We start from the raw sequence: 12,945 nt of genomic DNA, 5'->3' as shown, positions 1-12,945 counted from the left end.
TCGGTTTGTCCGGCGAAGCAAGGAGTGAGGTTGTGGCGGTAATGCAGCAAATCCAGGCCGAGGTCGATCGTTACCCGCTCGTGCTGTTCATGAAGGGCACCCCGCAATACCCGATGTGCGGTTTCTCCAGCCGCGCCGTACAGGCGTTGATGGCAGCCGGCGCGGCCACCCTGCGCACCGTCAACGTGCTGGAAGAACCCGAGATCCGCGCCAACCTGCCGCGGTTCTCCAACCTGCCGACCTTCCCGCAGCTGTTCATCAATGGAGAGCTGATCGGCGGCTGCGACATCGTCTTGGAACTGTTTGAAGCCGGCGAGCTCAAGCGCATCGTCGAAGAGGCGACCCAGGGATGAGTGCCTGGCCATCGACGTCACCGACCAACGGGGCGCTCGATGGCCGCCCGTTGCAGGATCGCGTGGTGCTGGTTGCCGGCGCCGGCGGTGGGCTGGGCAGTGCGGCGGCCGTTGCCGCCGCCGCCGCCGGGGCCACCGTGGTCCTGCTGGGCCGCAAGCCGCGCCGCCTGGACCGTGTCTACGCCCAGGTCCAGGCCGTCGGCCCGGAACCGCTGCTGTATCCGCTGGATCTGGAGGGTGCGGGCCCCGACGACTATGCCGAACTGGCCCAGGCCCTGCAGCGCGAGCTGGCGCGCCTGGATGGAGTGCTGGTCTGTGCCGCCCATTTCCCCGGATTGACCCCGTTCGAACTGGCCGACCCGGCCAGTTTCGCCCGTGCGGTGCATGTCACGCTCACTGCCCCGGCGTGGCTGGCCCAGGCCTGCCTGCCGCTGCTGCGGCAGCGCGAGGACGCGGCCCTGGTGTTTGCGGTCGATGCCTCCGAACGGGTGGGGCAGGCCTATTGGGGTGGATACGGTGTGGCCCAGCATGGCCTGCGCGGGCTGATCACCAGCCTGCATGACGAACTCGGCCGCAGCCCGGTGCGGGTCAGCGGCCTGTATCCGGGCCCCCTGCGCACGGCGCTGCGCGCCAGGGCCTATTCCGTCGACCAGGACCCGGCCGCCCGGGGCCCGGAGGCCGCCGCTGCGGCGGCCGTGACCCTGCTGTCCAGCGCTGGGCTTGCCTGGCGGGGCCGGATTCTCGACGCCAGTGAGGCGCCCCTGCCGGAATGAGGCCGGGGGAAAGGCGGAGTGAAGAACCCGTCACGATTGCGTTGCGATCCGGTGCCGTTTGTCGCACAACCGTCACATTGATGGCGTAGCGTGTTAATCTAGTGTTAACCGTTGTGGCTGCCTTCAGCCAAGCGGTAGGGAACCCCAGATAAATCTCCGACCAGCCACCCGCAGGGCTGTTTGGATGCGCTTTTTTCCGCCATCGCCAACTCGCATCGAGGCTACCGAAAAATGACCCACCCACTCCGGATGTCCAAGCTCACCCTTGGTCTCGTGGCTGCGCTCGCCGCCGCTCCCGCCTTCGCCCAGAGCACCTCTGCCGGTGTCGGCGGCCAGGTGATGTCCGCCGCAGGCCAGCCTGTCGCCGGCGCTGAAGTCACCATCACCCACACCGAGTCGGGCACCGTTTCGCGTGCCACCACCGATGCGTCGGGTCGATACAACGCGCGCGGCCTGCGCGTGGGTGGTCCGTACACCATCACCATCACCAAGTCCGGTGAAGGCACCAAGACCGAAGAGGGTGTCTACCTGAACCTGAACCAGGTCAACACGGTCAACGCCAACCTGGGCGGTGACCTGGCTGCGACCAACCTGGACGCGGTGAACGTTGTTGCGACCGCCGGCGGCCTGGACCTGTTCAGCGCCAACAAGATGGGCACCGGCAGCAACGTGACCCGCGAAACGATGGACGCGCTGCCGTCGGCCAACCGCAACATCCAGGACTACATCCGCCTGGACCCGCGCATCTCGCAGGTCAGCAAGGCTGACGGCGCGATCTCGGCCGGTGGCCAGAACACCCGCTACAACGCCATCCGCATCGACGGCATCAGCGCCTCCGATCCGTTCGGCCTGGGCTCCAACAACCTGCCGACCGAGCGTCAGCCGGTGTCGATGGATGCCATCCAGGAAATCAACATCGACCTGGCCAACTACGACACCACCATCGCCGGCGGTACCGGTGCGGTGATCAACGCCGTGACCAAGTCGGGTACCAATGAGTTCCACGGCACCGTGTACGGTTCGTACCGCGACAAGGACATGATCCGTACGCGCCTGGAAGGTGACACGACGGACTTCAACGGCTTCAAGGACGAGAAGACCTACGGCATGACCCTGGGCGGCCCGATCGTCAAGGACAAGCTGTTCTTCTTCACCAACTATGAAAAGTACGAGCGTAGCGGCGGCGGCGTGAGCCTCGGCGAAACCCCGTACAACAAGCCGAACGGCATCAGCGACGCCGACATCGCCCGCGTGCAGAAGCGCATGTCCGACCTGGGCTACCCGGTTGGCGGCATCGGCGCGCTGGACAACAAGACCTCGATCGAAGAGTACGCGATCAAGCTCGACTGGAACATCAACGAGAACCACCGCGCGGCCCTGCGCTACAACAAGATGAAGCAGGACGTCGTCCGCTTCCCGCAGGTCAACAACAGCGCCATCTCGCTGAGTGACTTCTGGTACACCCAGCCGACCCAGTACGAAACCTGGATGGGTGAACTGTTCAGTGACTGGTCCGAGAACTTCTCGACCGAGTTCAAGGTTTCGCACAAGGACTACTCGTCCAACCGCGTTGCTGCCTCGCACCTGCCGCAGATCCGCGTGCGCTTCGGCAACAACTCGCTGTACCTGGGTACCGAGCAGAACACCCACACCAACATCGTCGAGTCGAAGGAACTGAGCGCCTTCGGTGCCGGTACCTGGTACATCGGTGACCACACCGTCAAGTTCGGTTTCGATTACACCGACAACGACCTGATGAACTTCTACGGCCGCAACCTGTACGGCGCGTACGAGTTCGCCGACCTGGCTGCGTTTGAAGCCGGTACCCCGTCGGCCTACCAGGTGCGCGTCCCGCGCGCCGGCGGCAGCGTTGACGACATTCCGGCCAAGTTCCACCTGAAGAACACCGGCCTGTTCATCCAGGACACCTGGGCGATCAACTACAACCTGAGCCTGATGTTCGGTATCCGTATCGACATGCCGGACTTCAGCACCCAGCGCCTGTACAACCCGCGCATCGAACAGCTGTACGGCTTCAACAACACCCAGCTGGTCGACAAGAAGCTGTTCCAGCCGCGCGTCGGCTTCAACTACACCTTCGACACCGATCGTCCGACCCAGCTGCGCGGTGGCGTTGGCCTGTTCGGCGGCGCTGCTCCGAACGTGTGGCTGGCAGGTGCCTACCAGAACACCGGCCTGAACTACTCCGAGTACAACCTGACCCGCAACCCGGGTGGCTTCAGCTTCGACGCCGACAACCCGTACATCCCGAACCCGTCGCTGGCCTCGGCCCGCCAGAACGTTGACCTGATCGCTCCGGGCACCCGTCTGCCGTCGGTGTGGAAGGCCAACCTGGCGTTCGACCACGAGCTGCCGTGGTACGGCATCGTGGCGTCGGCTGAAGTGCTGTTCACCAAGGTCAAGGATGGACTGTACTTCGACCGCCTGGACGTGATGACCCCGAATGCCAACCGTTCGGTCGGTCAGGACGGTCGCGCGCTGTACTGGAACGACTACGGCATGAATGGTGCCAATGCCGGCCCGAACGGTATGCAGGCTGGCCAGAAGAATGGTCGCGCCTGCTCGGCGACCGATCGGACCTGCCCGGGTGACCGCGTCAACCGTCCGGGTGACATCGGCGACGTGATCCTGCTGCGCAATACCGACAAGGGTCGCGGTTCGCAGGCTACCTTCTCGCTGGCCAAGCCGCTGACCGAGAACTGGGGCTGGTCGCTGGGTTACACCTACACCCAGTCCAAGGAAGTGAGCCCGCTGTCCAGCTCGCAGAACACCTCGAACTGGAACAACACGCTGAGCCTGAACGCCAACGACAACGTTGCGTACAACTCGCGCTACGCGATCAAGGACCGCATCACCGGTACCCTGGAGTGGAAGCACAACTTCTTCGGTGACAACGCCACCCGCGTTGGCCTGTTCTATGAAGGCCGTTCGGGCCGTCCGTACAGCTACGTCTACTACAACGACGTGAATGGCGACGGTGCCGGTACCAACGACCTGTTCTACGTGCCGAAGGGCCCGGGTGACGTGATCTTCACCGGCGGCGCCGACATGGAGAAGAAGTTCTTCGAATGGCTGGCGCAGAATCCGGAACTCGAGGCCTACCGTGGCAGCGTGGTCCCGGCCAACTCGCACCGTGCCAAGTGGGTCAACAGCTTCGACGTCCGTATCAGCCAGGAATTCCCGGGCTTCGTGAAGGGTCACAAGGGTGAAGTCGCCCTGGACATCATGAATGTCGGCAACCTGCTGAACAAGAAGTGGGGTCTGATCGACGACTACGGCTTCTACGCCACCCGTCGCGTTGCCAACTACTCGGGTATCGACCCGGCTACCGGCAAGTACCTGTACAACTTCACCGGCCGTACCGACAATTCCTCGATCCAGGAAAACAACAACGACAAGGGCAACACCGCCGTGTCGCGTTGGTCGATGCAGCTGACCCTGAAGTACAAGTTCTGATCCGTCAGAATCTGAAGCAGTAAGTGGAAACGGCCGGGGAAACCCGGCCGTTTTCCGTTCAGGCGAAAGTCCTTGCAGGCCACTCTGCATCGGCGTAGCATCCGGAAATGTGCGCGGTGCCAACGCCGCCGATGCGGTCCCGGAAAGGCGAACGCGGGGAGCACACATCCAACGGTCGGGCTTCCCGGCCGTTTTGCTTTTTAAGGGGGCGGCAGTACAGTCGGAAACCTTGAAGGAAGCAAAAAATTGGACATGACCACGAACGAAAAATCAGCCCGCGCACTGCCGGTGCAGGACGCACGGATCTACCCGCGCGGTGGGCTGGATGTGCTGTCGCGGGCCGAAGTGGCCCGCCTGCGCGATGCCTCTGCCGGCGGCATGCACGAGCTGCTGCGCCGCTGCGCGCTGGCCGTGCTGACCAGCGGCAGTGCCTCTGACGATCCGCGCGCGGCGCGCGATCTGTATCCCGATTTCGACATCCAGGTCGCGCAGCAGGATCGCGGCGTGCGCATCGACCTGGTCAACGCACCGGCCATGGCCTTCGTCGATGGCGAGATCATCCGCGGTGTTGCCGAACTGCTGTTCGCCGTGGTGCGTGACCTGGCCTACATGGCCATCGAGATGGGCCCTGCCTACGCGGCCGAGCTGGAGTCGTCCGAGGGCATCACCAACGCGGTGTTCGGCCTGCTGCGCAATGCGCGCATCCTCAACCCGGGTGACCCGAACCTGGTGGTGTGCTGGGGCGGCCACTCGATCTCGCGCGACGAGTATCTGTACACCAAGCAGGTGGGCTATGAACTGGGCCTGCGCGGCCTGGACATCTGCACCGGCTGCGGCCCGGGCGCGATGAAGGGTCCGATGAAGGGTGCCACGATCGCACATGCCAAGCAGCGCCGTACCGTGACGCGCTACATCGGCCTGACCGAGCCGGGCATCATCGCCGCCGAGTCGCCGAACCCGATCGTCAACCACCTGGTGATCATGCCGGACATCGAGAAGCGCCTGGAGGCCTTCGTCCGCATCGGCCACGGCATCATCGTGTTCGCCGGTGGCGTCGGTACCGCCGAGGAGATCCTGTACCTGCTCGGCATCCTGCTGCGCGAGGAAAACAACGACCTGCCGTTCCCGCTGATCCTGACCGGACCGACCGTGGCGGCGCCGTACTTCGAGCAGATCGACCGCTTCATCCGCCTGACCCTGGGTGACGCGGCCGCCGAGCGCTACGAGATCATCATCGGCGACCCGGTGGCGGTGGCGAAGAAGATGGCCAATGGCATCAAGCGCGTGCGCGAGCACCGCCTGGCGCAGAAGGACTCGTTCTTCTTCAACTGGTCGATCGAGATTCCGTGGGAGTACCAGCAGCCGTTCGTGCCCACCCACGAGGCGATGGCCGCATTGGACCTGCACCACGGGCGTGCGCCGCATGCGCTGGCGGCCGACCTGCGCCGGGCGTTCTCGGGCATCGTCGCCGGCAACGTGAAGGAAGACGGCATGCGTCGCATCGAACAGTTCGGACCGTTCCAGATCCATGGCGACCCGGACATGATGCAGGCGCTGGACGCGTTGCTGCGCGCTTTCGTCGAGCAGCGCCGGATGAAGATCTCCGGCGAATACCAGCCCTGCTACCAGGTGCTGGCCTGAGCCCGGGCCGGTGCGATGGGGATCGCGCCGGCCGGGGTGGGAAGGTGCGGGTCGTCAAGGCTTTGACGCCCGTCGCCCTGGATTGACCGTTCATCCTGCCGCCGCTTGCCGGTGGCGGGACGATGGCCCATCGTGGCCACCAACACGCTGGGGAGCGTCCAATGTCTTTGCGCCGGCAAAACGGCTTCACGCTGGTCGAGTTGATGATCACGCTGGTCATCCTGGTCATTCTGGCCAGCATCTCCTATCCCAGCTTCCGCACCGCGATGCGCTCGAACCGGCTGACCACCACCAACAACGAGGTGATCGGTCTGTTGTCGCTCGCTCGCAGCGAGGCCATCCGCAACCGCCATGGTGGCGGGGTGTGCGGCAGCAGCAACGGCACGTCCTGCGATGGTGAGTGGAGCAAGGGCATGCTGGCCTGGGGCGACGCCGATGGCGATGGCTCCGTCAGCGGCAGCGAAAGCGTGCTGCGCTTCTCCAAGGGCAGCAGCAGCCTGGCGGTCGAGGCTCCCAGCCCAACCGTCATCACCTTCGATTCCCAGGGACGCCGCCGCGCGTCCGCCGACCAGGTCGTGAGCCTGGTGCCGCAAGGCTGCAAGACGGGTGACCCCATGCGGACCCTGACCGTCCTGTTCTCCGGCCAGGTCCGCTCCACCGCAGGAACCTGCAAATGAAACGTCGTCGTTCCGGCATGGGCGGGCCTGCCCGCAGTCGTGGCTTCAGCCTGATCGAGGTGCTGATCGCGCTGCTGGTGCTGGCGTTCGGCCTGCTTGGCTTTGCGCTGCTGCAGACCATGAACGTGCGGTTCGTGCAGAGCGCCAGCCAGCGCACCCAGGCCACCAGCCTGGCCTACGATCTGATCGAGCTGATGCGCGTACAGCGCAGCGAAACCCTCAACGGTGGCGAATACACCAAGGCCTCCTTCACTGCCGGCTCGGTCACCGCGCCGGCTGGCCCCTGCACCTGGCCCAACAGTGCCGACGTGACAGCCTCCAAGGCGAACGTGGCGCGCTGGCAATGCCAGGTCGTCAAGGTGCTGGGAGGCAAGGCCAGCGCCAACGTGACCGTCAATGATGGTCTGGTCACGGTGGGCATCGGCTGGGGAGACGAGCGATGGAACGCAGCCAATCCCGACAGCATCACCACGTTCACCCTGGTTACCCGTCTATGAAGCGCGCGCCTTCCGCTGCCAGCCATGCGGCTGGCCTCTCGCTGGTTGAACTGCTGATCTCGCTGGTCATCGGCCTGGTGCTGATGCTGGGCGTGACCCAGATCTTCATGGCTTCGCGGGCGGCCTCGCAGCTGTCCGAAGGTGTCGCGCGCACCCAGGAGAACGCCCGATTCGCGTTGGAGTTCCTCGAGCGCGACATCCGGATGGCCGGGCACATGGGCTGCGTGAATGACCAGGCGCACCTGGTGCGCGCCCAGGACAGTATCAAGGTCAACATTGCCGGCGTGAAGTCGGGTGATGGCAGCCCGATGGACTTTTCGGTGCCGATCCAGGGTTACGAGGCACAGGGCACCGCGCCTGGCAACAAGCTGACCCTCGGCGCAAGCTGGGGGGCTGCCGGCAGCACGCCGTCGGCGATCACCAATCTGAAGCCCAAACCGCTTGGCGGCAGCGACATCATCGTGATGCGCTACCTGGCGCCGGAAGGCTCGCCGGTGCTGTCCATCGGCTCCGGTACTTCGCCGGACATCACGATCGCCAGTGACGCGGCGGCCCGCCTGTCGGCCGGTGCCGTCACCACGCCCTCGGCGTTTGCCGTGGCCGATTGCAGCAAAGTGGACGTGTTTGCCGGAAAAATCGCCGGCAGCACGATCACGGCCAGCAAAGCCGATCTCTCGGCGTATTCGGCCAACAACGCGGTGACCATGGTCTATCGGGTGGAATCGATGGCGTACTACGTGGCAACGAATACCGCCGGCGAACCCGCGCTGTACCGCGCGCGTGGCGCTGGCGACAATACGTTCGCCACCGGTGAGGAGCTGGTGGAAGGCATTGAGAGCCTGCAGTTCCTCTACGGCCAGGATACCGAGACGGCGATCAGCAGCACCGCGCCGCCGACCGGGGTAATCGCCTTCCAGAAGACTGCCAGCGGGGTCAGTACCGGTACCGATGCTGCCGCTGTCGCCGCGTGGCGACGGGTTGGCCTGGTGCAGTTTGGACTGCTGGTGCGCAGCCCGCAGCGCGCCGCGGCCGAGCAGGCCAATACGGCCGTGGCCCAGCTGGGCGTGCTCGGCGTTGGCTTCAATCCGCCCACGACCTACGACGATCGTTACCGTGCCTCCTACGAGGTGTCCGTGGCACTGCGCAACCGACTGTTCGGGAACTGACCCATGAAGCCCTCCGTCTCCCGTCGATTCCAGGGGCGTACGCAGCAGCGCGGTGCGGTGCTGTACGTGGCTCTGATGCTGTTGATCCTGCTGTCGCTGATCGGCGTGGTCGGCATGCAGGTGGCGAGCATGCAGGAGCGCATGTCCTCCAACTACCGGGCCGCCAACGTGGCGTTCCAGGCCAGCGAGCGGGCGGTCCGTGACGCCGAGCGGTCGATCGAGGAGATCGACAACAATACCGGCGACGGCGGCTCGTTGAAGGCTGACGCCATCAAGCGCATCTGCGATGACGGCTTCGATCCCACCCGCTGGGTGGGAGAGCAGAAACTGTCGGCGGCGCCGGTGGTCAGCGTGCGCCGCATCGACGCCTGCATCCAGGGCGAATCGACGCTGGGCATGGGCACGCCGGAAAGCGAAGAGCCCACCCGCGTCTACCAGATCACCGCGTTCGGCTCCGATCGCGATGCCGCCACCAGCAACGAGGGTACTTCCTCGGCGGCTGTCGACACTGTTTTCAAGCTTTGAGGAACCCGGTCATGGCGACCCGAAAGATCAAGATCCTGGCCGGCTCCGGGCTGTTGCTGGCGGTGGCTGGCGGCACCTGGCTTGCGATGAACCTGTTCGCCGCGCAGGCGCAGGGCACATTGTCGCAGCACCCGATGAACCTGAAGGTCTCCGCGCCGCCGTCATTCATCATGGCGGTGGATGATTCGGGTTCGATGACCTTTCAGACCCAGTTCCCGGGGCAGGACGGAACGGCGTGCTGGAACTATGCCCGGCAGAGCTTCTTCAGATCCAAGGGTGTACTGAACACCGTTGACGACATCATCAGTGGCTACGATCGCTATGGAAATCCCATCTATGGCGCGGGTGAGTGCGACTACTTCTATGTACTGCCAGGTGCCCGAATCAACGACAACAGCGGCATTCCCGCGCTGGACGTATTCGGGTTCGCGCGATCGGCCGCCTACAATCCGGCGTACTACGATCCGAACATCAAGTACGAGCCTTGGCTGAACATCGTCAAGGAAGAGGTCGTGTCCTATCCTCAGGCCAATACGACAGCCACCCTCATTGATCCGCGTGACACGGGTAATTCGCTGTCGCTTGCTGCGAGCTACCTGGGTAAATCCAGTTGGGATGTCCAACGGATGCAGAAGGGCATGGTTGCGCCGCAGGGGCAGGCCTATGCGAATGTGACCCGATACGAGGATCGCTCGGGGAACGTAACGTATACATTCGGTAGCGAAAACAGCAATGGCAATAGCGCTGGCCGAAGCTGGACTTCGGCGGATTACGCATCTCTCAGGTACGTTCCGGCAACATTCTTCATGCCCTACAGCAGTGATGCGGACCCCCGTCCCCAGCTGCCGGGGACGACCAATGCATATGCGGGCGTGAAGCGCACCAGAATTGCGGGTGCCTGTGGCCCAGGCTGTGACATGTGGAAGTATGTCATCGCATCCGGTGATGCCGCCGCGCTCCAGAATTTCGCCAACTGGTACTCCTACTACGGTAACCGAAACCGCGCGATGATCGCTGGCATGACGCATGCGTTGAACGTCAACGACATGTATGTCGGCTACTTCAAGATCAACGACTTCCTGAAGTACAACAGCTCGTCGGATGATGCGAAGCGTCTCGCGATCCAGGACATGAGCCTGATCTCGCAAAAGGCGAAACTGTACAGCGACATGATTGCGCTGACCGCCAATGGCGGTACGCCCAACCGAAATGCGGTCAATGCGGCCGGCCTGCAGTTCATGCGAACCGACGATGCGGCCCCCATCAAGCTTTCCTGCCAGAAAAACGCGGTGATGCTGTTCACCGATGGCTACAGCAACAACGGCAACGGGTTCCCATCGAGTTCGATTCCCACCCCAGGGAACATTGACGGTGCCATGGGTGCCCCGTTCAAGGACAGCAACTCGGATACGATGGCTGATATCGCGGCGTACTATTACGTCAATCCGTTGCGCACCGATACCGCGATGCCCAAGGGCAATGTGCCGGTGCCGGAGCAGTGCGCGACCAGTACCGACAAGTCGCTGGACTGCAACAAGAACCTGCATATCAACTTCTACGGGATCACCCTGGGTGCGCGTGGCAACCTGTTCGATCCGGACAAACAGCAGAATCCGTATACCGATTCGGCCATCTACAACAACTGGCCGCCACGTCAGAACAACAACCCCAGCACCGTGGATGACATCTGGCACGCCGCGACCAATACCCGCGGTGAGTACATCAACGCGCGTACTCCGGCAGACATCACCACGGCCATGCGCCGGGTGCTCTCGTCGGTCACCTCCGGGCCAGCGCCTTCGGGCAGCCAGGGCCTGACCGGCGCGCGTATCGGTACCGGGTCGCTGGCGGTCACGCCCCAGTTCGAAGTAGCCAACGAGGAAACCGATTGGTTCAGCCGCCTGAAGGCATCCAAGCTTGCGGTGAACGACAAGACGCAGCAGACCGAGTACACGCAGGTGTGGGAAGCGGCCGAGAAACTGGGCGCGCAGCGTTCGCGCACCATCGTCGCCACCAAGGGCAATGCTGCAGTTGACTTCAGCAGCACCAACATCGCCTTCACCGATCTCTGCAACAAGGACGAGAAGCAGTATCCGGGTATTGCGCGCTGTTCTGCGACCGAGGCTGAAAAGCTGGGCGGCGACATCGCCACGGCCATGGCTTATCTGCGCGGCGACGCATCGCGCGAAGTACGCAACTCAGGGGGCATCTATCGCACCCGTACCACCGTGCTGGGCGACATCGTCAATTCCAGCCCGGTGATCAGTTCGCCCCGCGACGACTATGGCTACCAGCGCATCAGCACCGCGATGGCGACCTCGTATGCCACGTATCTGACCCGCAAGCGCAACAATGGCCGCTACATGGTCTATGTCGGTGCCAATGACGGCATGCTGCATGCCTTCGACGGTGGCATGAACGGCAGTGGCGTAAGTGACGGTGCCGGTGGCAGCGAGACCTTCGCCTACATCCCTGGAACCGCGCTGGGCCACATGGCCAACCTGCTGTATCCCTACGTGGCGGCCAACAAGTCCGACCAGCGCTTCCGTCATCGCTACTACGTGGATGGACCGATCGCGGTGGCGGACGCGCAGATCGGTGGCAACTGGGCCACGGCACTGGTCGGTACGGCCGGCGCCGGTGGGCGCTCGGTGTTCGCGCTGGATGTGACCACGCCGTCCAGCTTCGGTACCGGCAATCGCCTGTGGGAAATCAGTGACGTGGCGCCGGGGCTCGATAGCACCGTAAAGGCGAACATCGGCCATGTCCTTGGCAAGCCGGTGATCGTGCCGGTGAAGGAAGGGACCGGGGTGGCGTGGAAAGCGATCTTCGGCAACGGTTACAACAGCCTCAGCCGCAAGGCCGTGCTGTTCGTGGTCGACCTGGGATCGGGCGCGGTGCGGATGATCACTGCTACCGAGGCCGCAGCAACCGCACCTGCCGGTGACAATGGCCTGGGCAACATCGTGGCTGTCGACCGTTGGCGCGCCGACAGCGCCGGTGGGACGGGGCGTGTACGTGGCCGTGACGGCCTGGCGGACACGATCTATGCGGCCGACCAGCGCGGCGCGCTGTGGAAGTTCGACCTGGAAAGCACGGCGACCTCGGTCACCACGCCGGTGTTCACCACGGCGCGCCAGACCAACAACAACAACCAGGTGTATCGCCAGCCGATTACCGGTGGCATGACCGCCGTGACCGGACCCGGTGGTGGCGTGATGCTGGTGCTGGGTACCGGCAGCTTCTCCTTCGACAATGACCCCCAGGATCTCACCGCGCAGTCGCTGTACGGTGTCAACGACACCAGCAAGGACCAGCCGGAGGCCACGATCGTGCCCGCCAATCTGGTGGCCTATACAGTGACCACCACCAACAAGTTGCGCACGGTCACGGCCACACCCTTCTCCGGCGCGGCGCGCGGATGGAGCATTGCACTGCCCGGCGCAGGTGAGCGCTTTGTTGGTAATCCTGCCGTGGCGTCGGGAACGGTGTTCATGCCTACCTACATGCCCACCGCGGGTGGCCGTGGCTGTTCGACCGAGGGAAGCAACTGGCTGTTTGGCCTCAATCCGATCTCGGGCGTTGCATCGCTGGAGCAGGCGCGGGTCGGGTCCATTACCGGTACGCCCTACGGAGCGGGCACGGCTGGCGTCAGTCTCGACACCGGCGGCACCGCACCGGTGAAGGACGTCAATGTCTCGGTGATGCCGCGCCTGGCAAAGGGTGCCGATCGAGGCGGACGTGCCTGCTGGATGGCGGTCAACGTGGCGGGTGCTCCGACGATGTACGTGCCTTATCCCTGCGGTCGCCAATCCTGGCGCCAGATCCAGTAACGA

Annotated in this window: 9 protein-coding genes; all 9 read left to right on the top strand. The window is 64.0% G+C overall.

Features of this window, described 5'->3' with window-relative positions; genetic code table 11:
• The first annotated feature begins 32 nt into the window (after positions 1–32).
• The 9 genes from grxD to AC5P60_RS01285 all read left to right on the top strand — a co-directional run bounded on the left by grxD (position 33) and on the right by AC5P60_RS01285 (position 12,942).
• Positions 33–353: a Grx4 family monothiol glutaredoxin gene (grxD, locus tag AC5P60_RS01325; RefSeq protein ID WP_414497734.1), complete on the top strand. Its 321-nt coding sequence runs from the start codon at positions 33–35 to the stop codon at positions 351–353.
• Entirely contained in the window at positions 350–1,126 is a 777-nt protein-coding gene (locus AC5P60_RS01320; protein ID WP_483692854.1) for an SDR family NAD(P)-dependent oxidoreductase, read from the top strand. Before grxD ends, AC5P60_RS01320 begins: the two co-directional genes overlap by 4 nt.
• A gap of 231 nt (positions 1,127–1,357) precedes the next feature.
• On the top strand, positions 1,358–4,603 hold the full coding sequence (locus tag AC5P60_RS01315) for a TonB-dependent receptor (protein ID WP_005408854.1): 3,246 nt from the start codon (positions 1,358–1,360) through the stop codon (positions 4,601–4,603).
• Positions 4,604–4,855: 252 nt separating this feature from the next.
• Entirely contained in the window at positions 4,856–6,244 is a 1,389-nt protein-coding gene (gene ppnN, locus AC5P60_RS01310; RefSeq protein ID WP_483692853.1) for a nucleotide 5'-monophosphate nucleosidase PpnN, read from the top strand.
• Positions 6,245–6,405: 161 nt separating this feature from the next.
• Positions 6,406–6,921, top strand: coding sequence for a GspH/FimT family pseudopilin (locus tag AC5P60_RS01305; RefSeq protein WP_005408856.1), 516 nt, complete (start codon positions 6,406–6,408; stop codon positions 6,919–6,921).
• The gene (pilV, locus tag AC5P60_RS01300; RefSeq protein WP_005408857.1) at positions 6,918–7,418 is read left to right on the top strand and encodes a type IV pilus modification protein PilV; all 501 of its coding nucleotides are present in this window, start codon (positions 6,918–6,920) and stop codon (positions 7,416–7,418) included. Before AC5P60_RS01305 ends, pilV begins: the two co-directional genes overlap by 4 nt.
• A complete protein-coding gene (locus AC5P60_RS01295) occupies positions 7,415–8,584 on the top strand; it encodes a PilW family protein (protein ID WP_483692852.1) in 1,170 nt (389 codons plus the stop codon). The genes pilV and AC5P60_RS01295 overlap by 4 nt, the downstream gene beginning before the upstream one ends.
• A gap of 3 nt (positions 8,585–8,587) precedes the next feature.
• Complete coding sequence (locus AC5P60_RS01290; RefSeq protein WP_005408859.1) at positions 8,588–9,109, top strand: pilus assembly PilX family protein; 522 nt, start codon at positions 8,588–8,590, stop codon at positions 9,107–9,109.
• 11 nt (positions 9,110–9,120) lie between these two features.
• Positions 9,121–12,942: a pilus assembly protein gene (locus tag AC5P60_RS01285; protein ID WP_033833862.1), complete on the top strand. Its 3,822-nt coding sequence runs from the start codon at positions 9,121–9,123 to the stop codon at positions 12,940–12,942.
• Positions 12,943–12,945 lie beyond the last annotated feature (3 nt).

It is taken from the genome of Stenotrophomonas sp. YJH_SMC_120 (assembly GCF_059368675.1).
Note: the sequence above shows the minus strand (reverse complement) of the source record. Positions and strands in the feature narration are given on the sequence as shown.

Excerpts from the sequence above, each read along its gene's own strand:
- AC5P60_RS01315 (WP_005408854.1), top strand. The coding sequence starts at position 1,358 with ATGACCCACCCACTCCGGATGTCCAAGCTCACCCTTGGTCTCGTGGCT.
- pilV (WP_005408857.1), top strand. The coding sequence starts at position 6,918 with ATGAAACGTCGTCGTTCCGGCATGGGCGGGCCTGCCCGCAGTCGTGGC.
- AC5P60_RS01290 (WP_005408859.1), top strand. The coding sequence starts at position 8,588 with ATGAAGCCCTCCGTCTCCCGTCGATTCCAGGGGCGTACGCAGCAGCGC.
- AC5P60_RS01285 (WP_033833862.1), top strand. The coding sequence starts at position 9,121 with ATGGCGACCCGAAAGATCAAGATCCTGGCCGGCTCCGGGCTGTTGCTG.
- AC5P60_RS01320 (WP_483692854.1), top strand. The coding sequence starts at position 350 with ATGAGTGCCTGGCCATCGACGTCACCGACCAACGGGGCGCTCGATGGC.
- AC5P60_RS01295 (WP_483692852.1), top strand. The coding sequence starts at position 7,415 with ATGAAGCGCGCGCCTTCCGCTGCCAGCCATGCGGCTGGCCTCTCGCTG.
- AC5P60_RS01305 (WP_005408856.1), top strand. The coding sequence starts at position 6,406 with ATGTCTTTGCGCCGGCAAAACGGCTTCACGCTGGTCGAGTTGATGATC.
- ppnN (WP_483692853.1), top strand. The coding sequence starts at position 4,856 with ATGACCACGAACGAAAAATCAGCCCGCGCACTGCCGGTGCAGGACGCA.